This window comes from Pseudanabaena sp. UWO310 (assembly GCF_006861605.1).
Lineage (GTDB): Bacteria > Cyanobacteriota > Cyanobacteriia > Pseudanabaenales > Pseudanabaenaceae > Pseudanabaena.
In genome coordinates this window covers 170,743-191,754 of the sequence record NZ_SELU01000001.1, presented here as the reverse complement: position 1 = coordinate 191,754, position 21,012 = coordinate 170,743, and the positions used below count along the sequence as shown (strand labels likewise).

At 45.2% G+C, this 21,012-nt stretch carries 20 protein-coding genes; 7 read left to right on the top strand and 13 right to left on the bottom strand.

Translation table 11 applies throughout. From position 1 onward, the window contains the following. Positions 1-280: 280 nt before the first annotated feature. Together PseudUWO310_RS00885 and PseudUWO310_RS00880 are read right to left on the bottom strand one after the other, a co-directional pair. Complete coding sequence (locus tag PseudUWO310_RS00885; protein ID WP_142598241.1) at positions 281-1,153, bottom strand: neutral zinc metallopeptidase; 873 nt, start codon at positions 1,151-1,153, stop codon at positions 281-283. Positions 1,154-1,223: 70 nt separating this feature from the next. Further along, a complete protein-coding gene (locus PseudUWO310_RS00880; protein ID WP_142598239.1) occupies positions 1,224-1,733 on the bottom strand; it encodes a GAF domain-containing protein in 510 nt (169 codons plus the stop codon). Positions 1,734-2,651: 918 nt separating this feature from the next. On the opposite strand from PseudUWO310_RS00880, the gene recO reads away from it, so the two are divergent. The 3 genes from recO to PseudUWO310_RS00865 all read left to right on the top strand — a co-directional run bounded on the left by recO (position 2,652) and on the right by PseudUWO310_RS00865 (position 6,433). After that, positions 2,652-3,554, top strand: coding sequence for a DNA repair protein RecO (recO, locus tag PseudUWO310_RS00875; protein WP_142598236.1), 903 nt, complete (start codon positions 2,652-2,654; stop codon positions 3,552-3,554). Further along, entirely contained in the window at positions 3,551-4,933 is a 1,383-nt protein-coding gene (locus tag PseudUWO310_RS00870; protein ID WP_142598234.1) for an MFS transporter, read from the top strand. The genes recO and PseudUWO310_RS00870 overlap by 4 nt, the downstream gene beginning before the upstream one ends. Positions 4,934-5,041: 108 nt before the next feature. Next, positions 5,042-6,433, top strand: coding sequence for an NAD-dependent malic enzyme (locus tag PseudUWO310_RS00865; RefSeq protein WP_142598232.1), 1,392 nt, complete (start codon positions 5,042-5,044; stop codon positions 6,431-6,433). 47 nt (positions 6,434-6,480) lie between these two features. Here PseudUWO310_RS00865 and PseudUWO310_RS00860 read toward each other — a convergent pair whose 3' ends face one another. Continuing rightward, entirely contained in the window at positions 6,481-7,122 is a 642-nt protein-coding gene (locus tag PseudUWO310_RS00860) for a hypothetical protein (RefSeq protein WP_142598230.1), read from the bottom strand. 725 nt (positions 7,123-7,847) lie between these two features. Continuing rightward, entirely contained in the window at positions 7,848-9,167 is a 1,320-nt protein-coding gene (locus tag PseudUWO310_RS00855; protein WP_142598228.1) for a 3-isopropylmalate dehydratase large subunit, read from the bottom strand. 442 nt (positions 9,168-9,609) lie between these two features. On the opposite strand from PseudUWO310_RS00855, the gene PseudUWO310_RS00850 reads away from it, so the two are divergent. Next, entirely contained in the window at positions 9,610-9,795 is a 186-nt protein-coding gene (locus PseudUWO310_RS00850; RefSeq protein ID WP_142598226.1) for a hypothetical protein, read from the top strand. A gap of 196 nt (positions 9,796-9,991) precedes the next feature. Here the strand turns inward: PseudUWO310_RS00850 and fbp are convergent, their stop codons facing one another. Next, positions 9,992-11,020, bottom strand: a complete 1,029-nt coding sequence (gene fbp, locus PseudUWO310_RS00845) for a class 1 fructose-bisphosphatase (RefSeq protein WP_142598224.1) — start codon at positions 11,018-11,020, stop codon at positions 9,992-9,994. Between the two features lie 368 nt (positions 11,021-11,388). Between fbp and PseudUWO310_RS00840 the strand changes: the two genes are divergently transcribed. Continuing rightward, the gene (locus PseudUWO310_RS00840; protein WP_190315859.1) at positions 11,389-12,696 is read left to right on the top strand and encodes a protein phosphatase 2C domain-containing protein; all 1,308 of its coding nucleotides are present in this window, start codon (positions 11,389-11,391) and stop codon (positions 12,694-12,696) included. Between the two features lie 127 nt (positions 12,697-12,823). Here PseudUWO310_RS00840 and gcvT read toward each other — a convergent pair whose 3' ends face one another. After that, positions 12,824-13,912, bottom strand: coding sequence for a glycine cleavage system aminomethyltransferase GcvT (gene gcvT / locus PseudUWO310_RS00835; protein ID WP_142598220.1), 1,089 nt, complete (start codon positions 13,910-13,912; stop codon positions 12,824-12,826). 84 nt (positions 13,913-13,996) lie between these two features. Here gcvT and PseudUWO310_RS00830 point away from each other — a divergent pair, with 84 nt between their 5' ends. Both PseudUWO310_RS00830 and PseudUWO310_RS00825 read left to right on the top strand, forming a co-directional pair. Beyond that, a complete protein-coding gene (locus PseudUWO310_RS00830; protein WP_142598218.1) occupies positions 13,997-15,691 on the top strand; it encodes an ABC1 kinase family protein in 1,695 nt (564 codons plus the stop codon). 262 nt (positions 15,692-15,953) lie between these two features. Then, a complete protein-coding gene (locus PseudUWO310_RS00825) occupies positions 15,954-16,487 on the top strand; it encodes a hypothetical protein (RefSeq protein ID WP_142598215.1) in 534 nt (177 codons plus the stop codon). 59 nt (positions 16,488-16,546) lie between these two features. On the opposite strand, the gene rpsI is transcribed toward PseudUWO310_RS00825, so the two are convergent. From rpsI to rpsM, 7 genes are all read right to left on the bottom strand, one after another. Then, positions 16,547-16,960, bottom strand: coding sequence for a 30S ribosomal protein S9 (rpsI, locus tag PseudUWO310_RS00820; RefSeq protein ID WP_009628981.1), 414 nt, complete (start codon positions 16,958-16,960; stop codon positions 16,547-16,549). A gap of 12 nt (positions 16,961-16,972) precedes the next feature. Beyond that, entirely contained in the window at positions 16,973-17,440 is a 468-nt protein-coding gene (gene rplM, locus PseudUWO310_RS00815; protein ID WP_009628982.1) for a 50S ribosomal protein L13, read from the bottom strand. Between the two features lie 63 nt (positions 17,441-17,503). Next, a complete protein-coding gene (gene truA / locus PseudUWO310_RS00810) occupies positions 17,504-18,343 on the bottom strand; it encodes a tRNA pseudouridine(38-40) synthase TruA (protein WP_142598213.1) in 840 nt (279 codons plus the stop codon). A gap of 28 nt (positions 18,344-18,371) precedes the next feature. Further along, complete coding sequence (rplQ, locus tag PseudUWO310_RS00805) at positions 18,372-18,806, bottom strand: 50S ribosomal protein L17 (protein ID WP_009628984.1); 435 nt, start codon at positions 18,804-18,806, stop codon at positions 18,372-18,374. 26 nt (positions 18,807-18,832) lie between these two features. Continuing rightward, positions 18,833-19,786 (bottom strand): DNA-directed RNA polymerase subunit alpha, encoded by a 954-nt coding sequence (locus PseudUWO310_RS00800; protein WP_055076560.1) that lies wholly within the window; start codon positions 19,784-19,786, stop codon positions 18,833-18,835. A 130-nt stretch (positions 19,787-19,916) separates the two neighbouring features. After that, positions 19,917-20,312: a 30S ribosomal protein S11 gene (rpsK, locus tag PseudUWO310_RS00795; RefSeq protein WP_009628986.1), complete on the bottom strand. Its 396-nt coding sequence runs from the start codon at positions 20,310-20,312 to the stop codon at positions 19,917-19,919. Positions 20,313-20,332: 20 nt separating this feature from the next. After that, positions 20,333-20,716: a 30S ribosomal protein S13 gene (gene rpsM / locus PseudUWO310_RS00790; protein WP_009628987.1), complete on the bottom strand. Its 384-nt coding sequence runs from the start codon at positions 20,714-20,716 to the stop codon at positions 20,333-20,335. Positions 20,717-21,012 lie beyond the last annotated feature (296 nt).

Below are 21,012 nucleotides of genomic sequence, written 5' to 3'. Positions count from 1 at the left end.
TAACTAGGATCTTATCGTGGTTTTCAGCACTGCTTAACAAAAAGCCATAAGTTTGTCCTGATTGCGCTCTGATGTTGTCTTGGCATTCTTGATACAGCGCTTTGCGCTCAAACCCAAACCCAATAGAGAGTGGCGGCGCTTCGCGCCGCCACTCTCTATTGGGTTTGATGTCCTGACTTAAGTGAATATAGCTATAAAACTAAAACTAGTAAGGGTTTTTAAGTTAAGAAATGGCGTAGCCATTTCTTAACTTGGTATTACTTATATTTTAGAGTTGACTTTAGAGTTGATTGTTATTAAAGGTGTCGCATTGATTGATGTTCCCTGAATCGAGTCCGCGTTTAAACCAAGTTACCCGTTGTTGGGAAGTTCCGTGGGTAAAAGATTCGGGTACTACATGACCGCTTTTTGATTGTCTTTGCAAATAGTCATCCCCAATCTGGGTAGCAGTGTCGAGAGCCTTAGTCACATCCTTATCGGTAATCAATCCGCGCTGAGCCGTAGAATGCCCCCAAATGCCAGCATAACAATCCGCTTGAAGTTCCTGCCGTACCGATAGCTCGTTAGCTTTAACCTTGCTGCTACTTGATTTTAATTGCCTGACCATACTCGAAGTTCCGCGCAGATTTTGGATATGGTGTCCGACCTCGTGGGCGATCGCATAGGCTCTAGCGAAGTCGGCATCATTACCTGCCGTAGCCTCTAGATATTTAAAGAAACCCATATCTAAGTACACTTTCTTATCCGCAGGGCAGTAAAAAGGTCCCGCCGAAGTTTTGGCTGATCCACATGCCGAATTGACAGAACCGTCAAATAAAACCAACTTAGGTGGTTGATAAGTCGTTTGTAATTGCTGTTTAAAGATTTTTCCCCAAGTATCTTCGGTGTCACCCAATACAGATTTGACAAAGGACGAATCGCGGTCTTTTGTGGGCTGTTTGACTAGCCCTTGAGGTGCAGGTGCATTTTTGCTTCCCGATAGGAACCCTAGCAATTGTGTGGGATCGACTTTGAAAACAAGCCCAGCAATGATCGCGATCGCGATTCCTCCAGCTCCTAGCCCGCCCAAAGTTCCCATTGATGAATTAGAGCCAGAGGAACCACCCCGCTCATCTTCAACATTATCGCTCTCGCGCATTTCATCCCATTTCATATTGTCGATCCTCTGTGCCAAATTTATGGTTGTGAATATAACGCCTTTCAGAGTCTGGAGAGTTTTTTTGCTAATTTGTGTAGTCGCGGATAGAGGGGGCAGTTGCCAGATCGTCAGAGTATTTGCGGATTGCTTCGATATCTGTGGGTTGCCAAGATCGCAGATCGTGGCATTGATGGGCGACCAGTAACCCCCATAATTTCCCTTTAGATAGTACGGGGGCAACTAAGTTCGATCGCACCAGTAAACCGCGTAAAAAATCTCGATGACAGTCGCTAATATTTGCCTTCTCAATATCGTCGATAGAATGGATCCGTCCAGCTAAATAGAGTAGTGCATAGTCAACATTGAAACAGTCATCGGGACCTGTCGAGCCAATTATCGAATATTTGTGATCGCTTATTGCTTCAAAAGTTACTTGTCCTTGCCATTGCTTGTAGAAATAGTAGAGAACTACGCGATCGACGCTGAGCAGATCTCTTAGTTCGTGAAGCGTAATATTTACAACAGAGTCTTGTTGTAGTTTATTGGTAATTCGCGATAAAACTTCGCTCAAACCGCGCTTAAAAGGATTCATCATTGCCAATAGATAAAAGACTAAATCTGTGAAATTTGGGGACTAGATTTGGGGACTAGATTTGGGGACTAGATTTGAAGGCGAGACTTGAGGGATGGAAATTAGCGATCGCTCTCGTAAGTAGCTAGGCATAATTCATTACAAACCAAAACCCATAAAGTTGCGCCCCGTAGGGGCGCAACTTTATGGGTTTTGGTAATTTATTTTGCACAAGCACTTACGACGTTGCGTTAACTACGAACTATTTTTAATTTTAAACTTGATCCAAAACTTGATCCAAAACTTGATCTCAAACTTGATTTTAAACTTGATGGGGATACATAGAGTTATCAAGTTTTACGATAAAGCTATTATGAAGCCGATTTAGCTCTTTTAGCGCATTATTCCCACATTAAATGCTCCTTTACATTGTAATAGTTCATCCTGCATGTAATTAAGCATTCCTACTTATTTCTGCTACCAAATTTAATACCAATTTCCAAAATGGCGTAGCCATTTTGGAAATCTCAAAACCTTACTGGGTTTGGTTTTTATAGCTACCGCCAGTCTTGTATTAAAGCCCCAAAGAGGGTTGCTGCGCGAAGCGCGGCAACCCTCTTTGGGGAATTTATTGAAGTGTTGGTTCACCTCAGTGAATTGGTATAGCAGTAGCCAGTTATGTTAGGACAAAAACAAAACCCAGAAGAGTGTTGCGGCGCTTCGCGCCGCAACACTCTTCTGGGTTTTATGTCTTAACTTATTTGGCTATCGCATAATATGTAAGTAGCTAGGCGCAATTAAATGTAAAATCCCAAAAGCTGTAGCGCACGCGCAGCGTGCGCTACAGCTTTTGATTCTGGGGTTTAATTATGCCCAGCTAATTAGTTATTTTTAGTTAATTTCTAGTTAATTTCTGCTACTTCTTGCCATTAGAGTTTCAAATTGCCTAAAGAATATCGCGCCACAGGAATTAACCTTAAGGGGATGCCCTTGGGAGAAAACGATCGCCTATTGACGATCCTCACTAAGGAGCATGGTTTGATTAGAGCCATAGCCGCAGGAGCGCGTAAGCATCGCTCTTCCATGGCAGGGCGATCGGGGCTGTTTGTCGTCAATGACTTACAGATCTCGGTGGGGCGCAATATGGAGCGCATTAAAAATGCCGAAGTGTTGCAATCTTTTGTGGGCTTGGGGAAAACTCTGGCGAAACTCACTGCCGCCCAGTACCTATCGGAGCTTGCTCTGATGCAGGCTTTATCCGCCCAGCCTCAAGAAGAACTTTTCTTGTTACTTGTCGAACATTTGGATCGGATTCAAACGGCCGAAGATCGGCATGTTTTGGCATGTCTAAACCATGGCATCTATCATTTACTGGCGATCGCAGGATTTGCCCCGCAGGTGCATAATTGTTGCATTACCCAAGTATCCGTGATCGCTAAGCGTGGAGTACCGAAATGGAAAGCAGGATTTAGTATGGTTGGAGGAGGTGTCGTCGATCTAGATTATCTAGACTCCGATAGTAGCGATCTTGGTAGCAATATTGGCATTACTGATATTGGTAGTGGCGGTAATCCGAACCAAGGTGATCGCCTTGATAATCACCAAGAGAGAGGTGAGGGATTAATGCTAGAGTCTATCTACAACCGTGTCAGCCATTATCTTACAGCCTCGGAATTGCTGGCGATCCAAGAACTCGCACAAACTGATTTAGCGGATAATATTTTAGAAATACCCCAAAAGGATTGGCTCGTAGTTGAGAGACTGTTACGAGCCTATGCACAGTATCATTTTGATAGACCAATCCAGTCTTCAGCACTGATTGACAACTGTTTTTTTAACATATGACCCATTTATTCGATCCCCCTACACCAAATCTGCCAGAAGTTCCTGATTCCCACCATCCTGAGACGCATCACCATAAAGGCGAACCAGATGCCGTAGCAAACCCTGAATTGCCGCTCGATTCCCAATCTGTTCTTCGCAACCCTAATTTTTTGTCACTATGGAGCGGGCAGGTCTTTTCCCAGATTGCCGACAAAATATTTTTAGTATTGGTCATTGCGATCGTTTCTACACAATTTCAGCATGAAGGCGAAACGATTAGCGGTTGGGTCTCCGCAGTGATGGTTTCATTTACAATTCCTGCCATTTTATTTGGCTCGATCGCTGGTGTATATGTCGATCGCTGGAATAAGAAAACAGTTTTAGTCAGTTCAAATATTCTGCGGGGCGCTTTAGTTCTGAGTATTCCCCTTCTGCTCTGGGTTACAAAAAACAGTTTTTTGCCTTGGGGTGCGCCAACGGGTTTTTGGGGATTATTATGTATTACGTTTCTGGTGTCTACCTTCACACAATTCTTTACCCCTGCCGAACAGTCCGCGATCACCTTGGTGGTCGAGAAGCCTAAATTATTAGCAGCCAACTCTCTCTACACTACGACAATTATGGCGGCTCTAATTCTGGGCTTCGCTCTCGGCGAACCTTTGTTAGCCCTGTCCGATCATCTCTTACCCAAAATCGGTCAAGAAATCCTCGTAGGTGGTAGTTATTTAATAGCAGGGCTGATTCTGATCCTGTTGAAAACGGGTGAAACTAAAGAAGATCTGCACCGTGATAGTTTTCATCTTTGGAATGATATTAAGGAAGGCTTGCAATATCTCAAGCATAAAAAAACTTCACTATCGGCTCTGATCCAGTTAATTTGTACTTTTTCAATTATTGCGGCTCTAACGGTTTTAGCGGTGCGTCTCGCCGAAGTCATGCCTGAAATTAAGTCGGAGCAATTTGGATTTTTATTGGCTGTGGCGAGTTTAGGTATGGCAATCGGAGCGGGGATTGTTGCCAAACTGGGCGATCGCTGTAGTCGGCAAACCCTCGCTCTGATTGGTTCGTTAGGGATGTGTGCTTTCTTGGGGATGTTAGCTGTGTTTAGCGATCGCTTTGGTTTGGGGCTAGTGGCGATCGCAGGAACGGGGATTTTTGCAGGTTTATGCGTGATTCCTATGCAGACTGTCATTCAAGAGGAAACTCCAGAGGATGTGCGCGGCAAGGTCTTTGGTTTGCAGAATAATGCTGTGAATATTGCCTTGAGCTTGCCCCTATCGGTGGCGGGCATTGCCGAATCCTATTTTGGTTTGCAGAAGGTAATTTTTGGACTCAGTGCGATCGCGTTGGCGACGGGGCTGCTCACATGGTATATCGCTCGCCAACTAGTCGAGCAGTAAAGGCTTAATTAAAATCGTGTGATTTGTAACTCAATACTAGCAAACAATCAGGTAACATTGCATAGAGTCAGTCTCGACCTGATGCTATGCAACTAATTACTCCTCACGATGCAACAACTAACACCTAATCCCAGCTTTAGCTTGACCATTCGCGTGCAACTCCTCAACCGCGCAGGAATGCTGTCTTCTGTTATCAGCGCTCTGGCTGAAGCAGGGGGGAACCTAGGACAGATCGACCTGATCCAACAGACGCGCAAAATTTCTGTCCGTGATATTACGGTAAATGCTTACAGCGCGGAGCATATGGATAAATTGATTGCCGTCGTGAAGGCAGTCCCCGAAATTCGCGTTTTGGATGTTTACGATCGCACGTTCCAAATTCACAAAGGTGGCAAGATCCATCTTGAATCCAAGGTTGCCGTCAAAGGTCAAGACGATCTGGCGATGGTCTATACCCCAGGAGTTGGTCGCGTATGTATGGCGATCGCCGAAGACAAGCGCAAAGTTTATGACTACACCATCAAGTGCAACACAATTGCCGTAGTTACCGATGGTACGGCGGTTTTAGGACTAGGCGACATTGGTCCTGAAGCTGCCATGCCCGTGATGGAAGGCAAGGCGATGCTCTTCAAACAATTCGCGGGACTAGATGCATTCCCCATCTGTTTGAATACCAAAGATGTCGATGAAATCGTCGAGACTGTAAAACGGATTGCACCTGCCTTTGGTGGCGTAAATCTGGAAGATATTAGCGCTCCTCGTTGCTTTGAAATCGAAAAGCGCCTCAAGGAAGAATTGGATATTCCCGTCTATCATGACGATCAACATGGCACGGCAGTGGTGGTGGTGGCTGCCACAATTAACGCTCTCAAAGTTGTCGGTAAACCCATCGATACCGTTCGCATTGTGATGAATGGTGCTGGAGCCTCGGGAATTGCCGTGGCTCGGCTGCTGCGTGAGGCAGGTGTAAAGCGTATCGCCATGTGTGACTCCAAAGGATGCATTAGTAAAGATCGCACCGATCTTACGGCGGAGAAATTAGAATTTGTCAGTGAAACTGCGGGCTCTCTGGCTGATGTCATCAAGGGTGCTGATATGTTTATTGGTTTGAGCGTGAAGGGTGCGCTCACCCCTGAGATGGTGAGAAGTATGGGTACGGCTCCGATTGTCTTTGCGATGGCAAATCCCAATCCTGAGATTCAACCCGAACTTGTGGAAAATGATGTAGCTGTAATTGCCACAGGTCGCAGTGACTATGCCAATCAAATTAATAATGTGCTGGCTTTCCCCGGAATCTTCCGAGGAGCCCTTGATGCCAGAGTCACCAAGATCACTACGCAGATGAATTTAGGGGCTGCTCAAGCGATCGCCTCCCTCGTCAGCAGTAGTGATCTTGCTCCTGACTTTATTATTCCCTCAGTATTCGATCCCCGCGTATCCCATGCCGTGGCGGCGGCTGTTCATGCCGTAGCGCGTCAACAGGGTATTGCTAACGCCTAGATTGTCTAACTAGAGCCAACCCTAAGGTCAGCAAACTATGCTTGCCCTTAGGGTTTTTCCATAGCAATAAATTCGTCCACGAGATTGAGCAGTTTTTCGATCGCCTCATTGAGATTGATCGATTTAACGGGAAATCCGTGGGCAACTCGATTTCTGATCTCATTTAAGGCGATCGCTCTCTCAAATTGGTCGATGGAGATCTCCGACTGATCGTAAAGGTGGTGAATCATCAAGATCGTTGGCAAGCGATCGATCGGGATCAAAGCTTGTCTCGCATGTCTTCGCATGAGGACTTCCGCAAATATCCATAGGGATAGGAAAGCAGGCTCATGCTCTCCGATCGAGATTAATTTGGCAATCCGTTCTTTACGATGCAAAATCTGCGATCGGGTCAATTTATCATCAGCGATATCTTCTTCGGCGATCGGGGTGGCATCTTCGCCCGTGATCAGCAAAAATCGCCAACCACTATGCTCGGCAACTCTTTGGGCAAGAGTGCGATAATGGGCAACTTCCAAGTTATTTGCCCTATCTTTAATTGCCACGATCAGCCCTTGACTCTCCGATATTTTGACCAGTAAATCAGGGCTATAGGCGTTTAAATTGAATGGTAGCTGATGAGCGTGAGGCTGGCGAATAACCTCATATCCCTGCGAGCTGTAGCATTCGACAACTTTTGTATGAATCAACCTTTTTGTACTTATAAAATCTGAACATATATAGTCATGAGGCCTTAAACTCTAGACAAAATTATGATAATTCAACCAATAGCCTTGGTATTGGGTATTGCTTACGATATAGATGTATGGCGTAAAGCTTCATTCATCTACACCATATAATACCGATTGCCAAAAGTGTAGCTACACTTTTGGCAATTGAAACCCAAACCCAGTAAGAGTTTTAAAATCACAAAATGGCATAGCCATTTTGTGATTTGGTATAAGTAGCTGGGCATAAAAATCCAGATCTAAAACCTGCGGCGTACGCTGCGCGTGTGCCGCAGGTTTTAGGGTTTAATTAAGCCCACTTACTTAAATATAAATATGAGACTACCATTTGTTGCATTCAAACCAGACATAAGTAAGATTTTGCAAATGTTTAATGCAATTTGCACTTATAGCTAAGTAGCTAGGCGCAATTAAATATAAAATCCAAAAAACTGTAGCGCACGCTGCGCGTGCGCTACAGTTTTTGATTCTGGGTTTTAATTATGCCCAGCTACTTATACCAATTCCCAAAATGGCAACGCCATTTTTGGAATCTCAAAATCTTACTGGGTTTGTTTTTTAATTCACTGAAGTGTTGTCTCACTTCAGTGAATTGGTAAGTAGCTAGGCATACCTAAACTTAAAACCTAGAAGAGCGTACCGCCCGCGTAGCGGGCGGTACACTCTTCTAGGTTTTGGTTTTTAATTTACATAAAATCACGGGGATCGGTGATATGTCCTGTTAAGGCTGAAGCCGCCGCTGTGTAGGGCGACGCGAGATAAATCTGCGCTTGTTTGTTGCCCATTCTGCCTGGAAAGTTCCTATTTGTGGTGGAGACGCAGACTTCAGCCTCATTGACCCTGCCAAAGGTATCCTGAGGTCCCCCCAAGCAAGCCGCACAGGAAGGTGACGCAGGTTCAATGCAACCAGACTGTAAAAAGATTTCTGAGAGTGTCAGACCATCGATCTTCAAACTAAAGAGATCGTTATAAACCTTTTGGGTTGCAGGGACAAGATAGGTGGGAACCTTCACTTGCTGACCTTTGAGTAACTGCGCTGCGTGGTAGAAGTCTTCGGTTTTACCACCCGTGCAAGAACCAATGTAAACGCGATCGATCTTAACGTCTTGCACTTCACGAACTAAGGCGCGATTGTCGGGTGAGTGGGGCTTGGCAACTACGGGTTCAAGCTTGGAGACATCGTAATGCTTGACATAGTAATACTCCGCATCAGCATCGGCATAGAGGGATTCAAAGGGCTTATTGGTGCGCGATCGCACATAGTCAAAGGTGGTTTGGTCAGGGGCAATCACCGCATTTTTACCGCCAGCCTCGATCGCCATGTTACAGATTGTCATCCGTTCTTCCATCGTCATTTTGGCGATCGCTTCACCTTCAATCTGTAAAGCCCGATAGTTTGCACCACTGACACTAATATCGCCAATTACATGCAAAATTAAATCCTTAGCTAAGAGGTGCTTTGGCATCTCGCCATCAAAGACAAACTTCATCGAAGCAGGGACTTTTACCAATAACTTACCCGTGCCGAGGACAAAGGCGGCATCAGTATTACCAATGCCAGTAGCAAATTGTCCGAAGGCTCCTGCATTGCAAGTATGCGAATCGGTTCCAAATAGCACTTCTCCAGGTCTAGTATGTCCTTCTTGAGCAAGGGCAACATGGCATACGCCCTTATAGTCTGGGTTTGCTTTAAAGTCCGACAGGTCGGTAATATCGTAAAAATATTTAATATCTTGCTCTCTGGCAAAGTCCCGCAAGATGTCAACATTGCGGTTTGCTCTGGCATCTTTAGTGAAAATGTAATGATCGGGGATCAAGACAAGTTTTTCTCTGTCCCAAACCTTGGCATCTTCGCCGAATTCTTTTTTAAAAATACCGATTGTGCCTGGACCACAGACATCATGGGTCATCAGCAGGTCAGCATTCACCCAAATGTTTTCGCCTGGGCTAACGTGGTTTTTGCCTGACGCTTTTGCCAAAATCTTTTCGGTGAGTGTCATTCCCATAATTGTGATGTCCTTGATGTAGATATTGATTCCTACGCGATTTTTGTAAATCTGATGTTAAATCAAATTATAGTCTGAGATTGGAAATCGCTCATCGATTAAAATCAAGATATAGCTGTCGCCAAGTTTACTAGGGCATGAACCCCAAGAATTGGCTGGAGGCGCGAAGCGCCTCCAGCCAATTCTTGGGGTTTGATTTATCCTAAGTCAAGTGACTGTTGCCATAGCAGTTAAAGCGTGATCGAAGTATTTTTACTTTTTGGTTGTCATGAAATGGGCATTTCAGCACCTAGCCTCTTTTTCACTTCACAAAATGGCGCAGCCATTTTGGAAATTGGTATTAGGCGATCGCTATTGATTTTATGGGTGTGACATACCCGACACTCATTTTTTCTGTAAACAAAAAAATAGAGTATGGGCTTCCTCTTTTACTGGGAGAGCCTTGTTAGAGCCATCTCTAATCTGGACTTATCCTCCCTCCGCAGGTTTTACTCACTCCGTAGTGGTACTAACTGGCAAGATAGTTTCCTATCTTCGAGGCAGACTCCCTGTGTCCCAAGGAGTAGAGTTATTTACTTCACCCATCCATAAGCTCTTTTACGGCTTAGCGGGATATTGGGGCTATTAGTGTAAAACTAATAGGTGGTGTCTAGCCTTTATACAACGGAAAGTTCGCCCACCACGGCTACTCTTTTCAACTCCGCTTAGTTCTTTTTTATCATGGATTCACTGTCGCTTAACTTGTTTTCTGATTCGTTTTCATCCCGCCACTCATCCCTGTAAACGGATAGAGTGCGGGACTTCTCACTCACATTAGTTAAAATTTATGGGTTTAAAAAGGACTCTACTACTTTGACGTTTTCGGAACTGCCGATAAATAAAGGTGTGCGACTGTGCAATTTTTTGGGAATTACATCAAGAATGTCTTGAGTGCCTGTAGTGGCTCGACCACCAGCCTGTTCGATTAGGAAGGCTAGCGGCGCAGACTCGTAGAGTAGTCGTAATTTACCATCTTCATGCCCGACCATGCCTGGATAGAGAAATACACCCCCTTGAAAGAGAATTCGATGAATATCGGCAACAAGCGCTCCAGAATAACGGGCGGTATTCCCCGCTTGGCGATGAATGTAGCGGACATATTCACGCATTGGCTCTTCCCATTGCCAGAAGTTCCCTTCATTGACACTATAAATAGAACCATTGGCAGGAATATGGATATTCTCTTGAAAAAGAATGAATTCACCGATACTAGGATCGAGAGTAAATGCGTGAACCCCTTTCCCGAGGGAATATACAAGCATCGTGCTCGTTCCGTAGAGAATATATCCCGCTCCAATCTGCTTGCGTCCTGATTGGAGTAAATCTAGAGCCTCTCCCGATTCATCGTTTCCCTCCTGTTGGCGAATAGAGAAAATGGAGCCGATCGCTAAATTAACATCGATATTGCTAGAGCCATCGATGGGATCGTAGAGCAAAGTATATCGACCGATGGGGCAATTCTCAGGAATATAGTAGGGTTCTTCCATTTCCTCAGAAGCAAGGCGACAGACTAAACCACTTTGTTCAAAAGCGCGTAAAAAAACTCGATTGGCATAGCGATCCATATTTTTGACTGCTTCGCCCTGTACGTTGATCTCACCTGTGACACCGAGGACGTTCTCGGCTAAACCAGCACGGCTCAGGTGGCGAGCAATGGTTTTCCCTGCTAAACCAATCCGTCCCATCAATGCGCTTAGATCGTATGCTTCAGCCGAAAACGTTCCAAACTGCGACAGAACATGCTGAGAAAGCGTCATAAAGTCTCGCCCAAGAACGATTTCTTCGGCGGGATTGAGTCTAGTAGAATCAGTCATCGGTTTGAATACCTTAATTCTTCTCTCCCATTATGAACTATGGTGTTTTGCAAATGATGGTGCATTCATTTTATTTACGGAGAAGGGGGTAACATAGATAACTAAGTAGATAACCCTAATTAAAAAATAAAATCAGAGAGCGTACCGCCCGCTTAGCGGGCGGTACGCTCTTCTAGGTTTTAAGTTTACTTATGACTAGCTATTTAACATGGATAAGTAACATAGATAACTATGTAGATTTATAGCAGTTTTTATTTTGCTGTAGGTAAAATAAAAACTCAAAACCCATACTGAGATTGATTTTTTGTTTGCAAATGAGTGCATACTCATTTGCAAACCTCTATATTATCCACAGAACAGGAATAATGATGATTATCTGTCCTAGTTGTAAGGTTGAAAACCCCGATAGCTACCAATTTTGTCAATCTTGTGGTACTAAGGTCTCGGCTAAAATTGCGCCAGATATTGCTTTAAATATCCTTGGAGATGAGGCAATTAAGCCTTCTTCTAACCCCACCAAGCCTCTAAATTTAGAAAGTATGTTAGGGGATATAGAAATCCAAGTAAAAAAATTGACTTCTTCTCAAACCATAGGTCAAATTACGGGGCAAATCGCGAACGAAACTGCCGCAGGGACAGATGAATCATCGATAGGTTTAGAGTCTGATTTAGCTTTAAAGGTGGAAGAACCCAGAGATATTAGTGCGGATTTATCGACTATTATCACTTCGGCAAGGACTGCTCCTGTCATAGATGCATCGGGGCAAGCTTTGCCAATCTGCTTGCAGGATATTATTTATGGTGGCAAGACCGACACGGGGATGCAACGCGATCGCAATGAAGATGACTTTGTTGCGATTTTCCAATCCCGTAGCGCCCATGGTAAAAGCCAAAAGAGCGATCGCAGCCAGCATGGGTTATTTGTATTGTGTGACGGAATGGGTGGGCATGATGGCGGTGAGGAGGCAAGTGCGATCGCGATTAATTCGATCTCCGAACAGTTTCAACCTTTTTGGATGGATACCTTACCTGGAGAAAATAAGCTGAAGGAGATCGTTCGTAAGGCAAATCAAGCAATTTTTGTTAAGAACGAAGAGGAACTACGACTTTCTCTTGGCAGAATGGGAACTACGTTGGTTATGCTTGCCATTCACGATCTAGAAGTGGTAATTGCCCATGTTGGTGATAGCCGTATTTATAAAGTGACCGATAGCCCAAAAGTATTCAATGTGGAATTTGATGGTTCGGAAAAACTCTCAGAATTAGATGCGCTTGGGGATGTCGTTTCCGACTCAGCTCAGCTCGAACAGCTAACCCGCGACCATGAAGTTCTCAATCAATTACTCGATCTGGGGATGGATCTGGAGGAGGCGCTAGCTCGCCCTGATGTCCATCAATTGACGCAAGCCCTAGGACCAAATCCCAGCGATGGTCTAGAACCATCAATTCAGTTTTTCTCTTTAACAGAATCAACCCTATTTCTCCTATGTTCCGATGGTTTGTGCGATCACGATGTGATCGAGGAGAACTGGCGATCGCATTTATTGCCAATTCTCCATGAAGAAATCGATCTAAAAACAGGTTTAGATAACCTGATGGAGTTAGGAAATAATGTCAATGGACATGATAATCTGACGGCGATTCTAATTCTATGCAAGCTACTCCCTTCCCAGTGAGGAATTATTGTTGCGGCGCGAAGCGCCGCAACAATAATTCTTGGTTTTTGATGTCTATTTCTTTGGTGGGAAGGGAGTAGCAAAAACAAGAGAAAAACAAGAGATCTGAGCTACTTGGATTCAAGCCCTAGAGAAAATTGCGCTTAGTTACTTTGGCGGGAAACTCTTTGTCGCGAATTTGAACTTGGAGAATTTGACCGTTTTTTGCGAGATGGGATGGGACATAGCCAAAGGCGATCGCTTTACCTAGGGTTGGTGACATCGTGCCACTGGTGACAATGCCAACGGTTTCGCCTTCATAACGAATTGGATAATCATGACGGGCAATATTGCGACCTTCCAATTCTAAACCAACTAACTTGCGAGGTACTCCATTCAGTTTCTGATCTTCTAAAACGGCTCTGCCAATAAAGTCTCCCTTTTCCTTGAGATGGACGATCCACATTAGATCAGCCTCAAGGGGAGTGATTGTATCGTTCATATCTTGACCGTAAAGATGCATTCCCGCTTCTAGGCGCAAGGTGTCGCGGCAACCTAAACCACAGGGCGCAACGCCGAGATCGAGCAGTTTTTGCCAAAGTGCCTTACCCGTCTCGATATCGGTCATGATTTCGCAGCCATCTTCGCCCGTATAGCCCGTCCGCGCTACAAAACTGGGAACGCCGAGGACTTCAGTGTGGGTATGTCCAAAGCGCAGCCTCGGTAACTTCATCAAATCTGAAGCGATCAGATCCTGTAAAGTCGCGATCGCAGTTTTGCCCTGTACGGCAATCAGGGTTTGGGAAGCAGAATTATCGACTAAGCGATCGCCTAAATGCTCTTGTAACCATGCCTTGTCTTTGTCGGTGGTAGAAGCATTGACAATCACAGACCAATTTTCGCGATCGCCATCGGGTTCATGGCGATAAAAAATCACATCGTCAATAATTCCCGCCTGATCGTTGAGCAAAACCGTATATAAAGCCTGCCCCACCTTCACCCTTCCTAAATTGGATGGTACGAGGTTATTCAAGGTTTCGAGAACTCCTTTACCTGAGATCGCCAATTTGCCCATGTGGGACACATCGAACATCCCCACCTGCGATCGCACAGCCTTATGCTCGGCGACAATTCCCTTATATTGGACGGGCATCTCCCAACCACCAAATTCCACCAATCTTGCACCAGCGGCAACATGGAGATCGTAAAGAGGGGTTCGCTTGAGAGAATTAGTCATAGGTGTTTAAAAATTTATTACAAGTATATTATGTAGTTTTGTATACTGATAGATTAGTCGGATATAAAAACGGTAATTATCAGCGTGAGTCAGCATCCTCTCGAACAGCTAAATTGCTACGATGCCAAAGCCAATGCCGCCTATTACGGTCGTCGTCCTTGGTTAGCACTTGGTCGGATTTTTAAAATCATTTATTTTGCTATCAGTTTTGGGCTAGCTTTTGGCTGGGATGTCTTGACTGGTAATACTGTGAGCCAACCGAGACTCGCCGAGCAGCTACGACGCATTATTACTGCCCTCGGTCCCACCTATATCAAAGTTGGTCAGGCTTTATCAACCCGTCCCGATCTCGTGCGTGTTGATTTCCTTGAAGAACTTACCAAATTGCAGGATCAGTTGCCACCCTTTTCTAACGAGCGAGCCTTCGCGATCGTGGAATATGAGTTAGGCAAGCCAGTACATAAGGTGTACCGCAATATTTCCGAAGACCCCGTGGCAGCGGCTAGTTTAGGTCAGGTTTATAAGGCGACTTTGTACTCTGGCGAAGAAGTTGCCGTGAAGGTACAGCGCCCCGATCTGATTCCCATGCTGACCCTCGATCTTTATATAATGCGGGGTATTGCCTCTTGGTTAGGACCTCTGCTCCCCCTTAATCTGGGTAATAGCCTCGAAGCGATCGTGGATGAGTTCGGTTTGAAATTATTTGAAGAAATTGACTATGCCCACGAAGCAACTAATGCTGAACGCTTTGCAGGTTATTTTAAAAACGATCCCGATGTGAAAGTTCCTTCCATTTATCGTCAGTACAGCACCCATAAAGTTTTGACCTTGGAATGGATCGATGGCATCAAGCTCAATGAAATCGAACAGATTAAATCAGCAGGACTAGATACTGATAACCTCGTTCGCATAGGTGTGATGTCGGGTTTGCGCCAACTTCTAGAATTTGGATTTTTTCACGCCGATCCGCATCCTGGCAACCTCTTTGCTACCTATGATGGCAAGATGGCCTATATCGACTTTGGCATGATGGATCAGTTGGATCTAGAAACGAAGGAACAGTTAGTCGATTCCGTCGTACATTTGCTCAATAAGGACTATGACGAGCTAGGGCAAGATTATGTCCGACTTGGTTTCTTACAGCCTGACATTGAAATGAAGCCAATTGTCAATGCTCTTGAATCCGTACTCGGCGATATTATGTCGGAAAAGGTAAAGGACTTTAACTTTAAGGTCGTTACCGATCGCTTCTCCAAGGTAATGTACGATTATCCCTTCTGCTTGCCTGCCAAGTTTGCGCTAATTATTCGCTCGGTGATCACGCAGGAAGGGGTCGCCCTCAGCCTCAATCCTGAATTTCGGATCGTGCAGGTTGCCTATCCCTACGTTGCTAGACGCTTGCTCACCGATGAGTCTGATAGCTTACGGCAACGTCTGCTAGAAATTCTCTTTAAAGATGATAAGTTTCAATGGTCGCGATTAGAGAACTTACTTGCGATCGCCAAATCCGACGGTGAGTTTGATATCATTCCCACCGCAAGCATGGGCTTTAAGTTCTTAACTTCTAAGGATGGAGAATATATCCGTCGCCGTATTTTGCTTGCGCTCACTGAAGATAATCGCTTACATACGGAAGAGTTGATGCGCATCTGGCGGATGATCGGCGCAGATCTCGAACCTGCGAAGCTATGGGATATGGCAGTCAAAACTGTAACGGGGGCAATGCCTAGGGCGATCGCTGCCGTGCTACCCTTTGCCGCTTTCCAAAATCTGAACTGATCTCAGTTTTTGTTGGAGATATGCTGAGGGACTTGCGAGAAAATAAGATACCAATCCAGATTTACCAGAATCGGTGGCGCGGCGGAGCCGCGCCACCGATTCTGGTTTTATATTTGGTACTTTATTAAATCGTAGGTCCCAAAGCAAACATGAGTGGCGGCATCAAGTGCCGCCCCCCCTGTTTGCTTTGGGGCAGTTACCGACCAATGCTCAAGGGATAGAATTAAAGGGAGATTAATTACTTTTTATAATTCTAATTTTTATGACCAGCAAACAATGGCGATCGCTTGCCAGTATATTTTTTGTCTGCCTGATTTGTCTGGGGATCACCTTTACGAATAGTTTTGCCCCCAATGTCTCGGCAGCAACCGAACCTTCTCGCAGTCAAATTATCGATCGCTTTGAAAATATCAAAACTAAAATGGCAAAGCTCAGATTTTGCTACAACGAAAGCTGTTTCTATCGCAATGTCGTTAGTAAAGTTGTTCCGCCTAGCAATACCAATCCCCATTACACCGCTGAAATCTCTGCGGCTGTCGAGCGCCCATCCTCAAGCCCCGATCTAGCCGACTATCATTTTATCTATATAGACGATCGCTGGCAGTTGGTTAAAGGCGAAGAGTTCACCGATGTTGCGGATTATGTGTTTATAGGCGATCGCTACGAAATTTACAGCGTTCACAATAGCCATACCCTACGGGGCAATCTAGACAAAGCCAAAGAAGAAGGGGGGATTAAATCAGGATATTTGCCCCTTTATTATGAAGTTTTAAATCGCGGTATCGAAAAACTATAAAAATCAATATAAAAATCAAAAAGCCTCGCATTGCGAGGCTTTTTTTGTTAGGTAAACGATTACCGTTTCGAGTATTGAGGCGCTTTACGAGCTTTCTTAAGTCCGTATTTCTTGCGTTCCTTACAACGAGGATCGCGAGTCATATAGCCTTCAACCTTGAGGGGCTTACGATTTTCTGGGGCGAGTTCACACAGAGCCCGGGCAACACCCAAGCGAATGGCATCGGCTTGACCTGTAACGCCACCACCATGAGCATTGACCAATACATCGTACTCATTTTCTAAGCCTAAGGTTTCCAAAGGAGCCTTTACGCCAGAGATATAGCTAGGGTTGAACTGCAAATACAGATCGCCTGGTTTACCATTGATGACGATTTTGCCTTCACCTGGGACGAGGCGTACGCGGGCGATCGCTGTTTTACGACGACCAGTGCCCCAGTAAACAGCACGATTAGAACGTTCAGTATCTGACATCTGTTATTTCTCCTACTTCAGCGATGGAATGGTGTTGATAACCAAAGTTTCGGGCTGTTGAGCCTCATGGGGATGGCTAGCACCCTTGTAAACCTTGAGCTTGGTGAAAAGCTGACGACCAAGGGTGTTCTTGGGCAACATGCCTTTGATGGCATGTTCGAGAACCCGCTCAGGAACGCGAGCGATTACCTTGTCAAAGGTTTCTTCCTTCATCCCGCCTGGACGACCAGAATGTCTTCTGTATAGCTTTTGCGTCGATTTTTTACCAGTTACTGCGATTTTTTCGGCGTTGATCACAACGACGAAATCACCAGTATCTAGGTGAGGCGTATAGATGGGCTTATTTTTGCCACGTAGGATTACCGCGATCGCGCTAGCAAGCCGTCCGAGACGCTGACCTTCAGCATCGATAATGTACCATTTGCGATCGGGATCGCTAGGTAAGTAGCTTTTATTAGGAGTAAGTGTAGTTGTAGTCATTAGTTTCTCTACAAGCGAGATTTTTCTATTAAAACTTTTATGGGGAAAGCGTCTTTTTAGACTTCAAACCAATGCGAGTACATGGTTATCAGTTAAAACCAACGTTTGCTTGCGCGATGCGAACTCGGCAAATGGATTATCGGCATAGCCGATCGCCAATAAGCATAGACCTTGTGGGGGAGCGGCATACTTAACTTCGATACGGCGCTTTTCTTGCCATATGTTCGTAAAGGCTTCGATGCTCAGGCTCGCACGCCCCACATCGACTAACTGCCCTACTAACAAACGAATCATGCCGTACAAGAAGCCACTTGCTTGAACTTCCACATGGACAAAATCACCATCCCGCCAACATATTGCTTCTTGAAGCTCTAGCCGACTATGGGGACGACTCGATCCTGCTCTTTGAAAAGCTGCCATATCCTGTTCGCCTAACATGGGCTGTAGGGCTTGGTGGATTAACCGCTCATCAAGGCGATCGTGGTAATAGTGCCAACTAAACTGTTTTACAAAAAGATTCGGAATGGAGGCGGTGTAAATCGTGTAACGATAACGTCGCCATGTAGCCGAAAATCTTGCGTGCCAGTCGTGGGCTACTTCTGCCGAGCCACAGATTAATATGCCGTCGGGCAAGTAGCTATTCAGTACCTTAGCCCATCGATGGGCAGGGATTGCACTTGACGTATCAAAATGAGCTACTTGAGCCGCAGCATGAACGCCAGTATCAGTCCTACCTGCACTATGCAAAACGGTTGCTTTACCGCAGATCTTGGCGATCGCTTCTTCAATCGTTTGTTGCACACTGGGATGGTTTGGCTGTCGTTGCCACCCATAAAACTGTGTACCTAGATATTGGATAACTAAAGCAACACGATGGGAAGACACAGAATCAGCAAATAACATCTTTAGGCATCTTCAGGCATCTTTAGGTTTATACGAGTTGCAAGATTGCCATTTCCGCATTGTCACCGCGACGGCTAACAGTGCGAACAATGCGGGTATAACCACCATTGCGTTCTGCATAGCGATCTTTGGCTTGACTAAAGAGCAAGTCCACTAAGCTAGTGACACGTTCATCTTCAGGTAGCTGTGCTTGCTTCGTTTTGGTCATTGGGCGATCGCTTACGGGTTCGCCATCTTTGACGGAGATGTCGTAGAGATAGGAGATCGCTTGACGACGAGCGTGCAAGGAACCATCTTTAGCAAGGGTGATCATATGATCGACATTGCTACGAACGGCATCAGCCTTAGCTCTGGTCGTTTTGATTTCGCCTCTGAGGATTAATTCAGTCGTTAAAGCCCTTAGGAGAGCTTTACGCTGATCGGCAGCTTTGTTAAGCTGGGGGGTTTTACAACGGTGACGCATAGGTATGTACTAGATGGATATGAAACCTACAGAACTTTAGAAGCTTTGGATTCAGTTAAAGTTAAGCCAAGATGCTGTTTGAGGGCATCCATAACTTCCTCAGCCGACTTTTGACCAAAGTTTTTGATTTCCAGTAAATCGTCTTGGGTATATTCCAACAAATCAGCAACAGTATTAATCTGTGCCCGCTTGAGGCAGTTGTAAGCTCTAACTGACAGTTGTAATTCTTCGATATGAATTTGCTTAGTCTCGTCTTGCTCGTCACGTTCTTGGGGCAGGGTTGGCGCAAGGGTGATTTCTTGCAAAGGCGAGAATAGATTCACTAGCACGCTAGCCGCTTGACTGAGCGCTTCTTGAGGCGTGATGCTGCCGTTTGTCCAAATATCAATCAGAAGGCTCTCTTTATTGATCGCATCACCGATCCGAGCATCCTTAATTTCATACTTGACCTTACGTACAGGCATAAACACAGCATCAATCTTGAGCGTATCAATGGGTGAACTGTGATCTTCCTTAGAACGGTCTACCGAACGATAGCCTTTACCACGCTCGATGGTCAGTTCCATTTCCAAGGTTGCGCCTTCACTAAGGGTGGCGATGTATTGGTTAGGATTGACAATCTCGATATCCGAGGGCAAGGAATGAAAACTGGTAGCTGTGACTAGCTTGGGCCCGCGCTCTACCAAACGAATGATCTGCGGTGCTGAGCTATAAGACTTCAACACGAGTTCCTTCAGGTTGAGCATCAAGTCCAAAACGTCTTCCCGCACGCCTGGAATCGTCGCAAATTCATGGTTGACACCAGCAATGCGAACAGCAGTGACAGCCGCACCCTCAAGATTGGAGAGCAATACCCGTCTGAGCGCATTTCCAATGGTAATGCCTTGCCCCCGATCTAGTGGTTCCAGTACGAATTGGCTGTACTGGCTATTGTCTTTTTCTGTGTGGGATGCAACGCACTCAACCTGAAACTGTGCCATATTTGTACCGACTTAGTCTGCAAGAGTAAACGAAAATCAAAGGGGGAAATTAGAGAATGGGAAAATTACGAATTACGAGTTACGAATTATGAGCTTAGTTTCTAATTCGTAATTTCTAATTCGTAATTGGTTACACACGTCTGCGTTTTGGAGGACGGCAGCCATTGTGAGGAATGGGGGTAATGTCACGAATGAGGGTAATCTCTAAACCAGCAGCTTGCAAAGCTCTTACTGCGGTTTCGCGTCCTGATCCAGGACCTGTAACCATTACTTCAACTTGACGCATTCCTTGCTCCATTGCTCTTCTGGCAGCAGATTCAGCAGCGGTTTGCGCTGCGAAGGGAGTACCTTTCTTTGCCCCCTTAAAGCCGCTAGCACCAGCCGAAGACCAAGAGATGACATCTCCTACGGTGTCAGCGATCGTGACGATAGTGTTGTTAAAAGTAGACTGGATATAAGCGACTCCATTAGGGACGTTGCGCTTATTCTTGCGTGCGCCAGTTCTACGGGTTGTTTGACGAGCCATTGTTTCGTGTTAATCCTTACTTACTTCTTACCTGGAGCCTTCTTCTTACCTGCGACAGTACGACGACCACCACGACGGGTACGAGCATTGGTGCGAGTACGTTGTCCGCGCACAGGAAGCCCCATACGGTGTCTCCGACCTCGGTAGCAACCGATGTCTACTAGGCGTTTGATACTTAAACCTTCGAGACGACGCAGATCGCCTTCTACTTGAAAGTTGGATTCTACCTCTTGGCGCAAAGTTGTTACTTCAGGATCAGTAAGCTCTTTTACCCTTGTATCAGGGTTTATTTTGGTAGCTGCTAAGATTTTTTTGGCGCTAGTTAGACCGATTCCGTATATATACGTTAGTCCTATTTCGATGCGCTTGTCACGAGGAAGGTCAACTCCTGCAATGCGAGCCACTATAAGTCTCCCAATTTGTTGTCAGTTTTTAAGGTTATATTTGCCCTAAAGAGCCTTTATTACAGGACTTGTAGGGTTGGGGAGCTGTACAACACTATCTTCGCGAGAGCGTGCGTTCTATGCAGTGGGTTAGCTACAATTGGCAGAAGCAAATTACGAAGACGTAATATTTTACAGCGAACTCTATAATATATTGACAATGGCAACTTCTGTCAATATTTTCTAGGATTAGTTTTATTAAACCAATATTAAAGCAATATTAATCAATACTAATTCAATACTAATCTCAATACTAA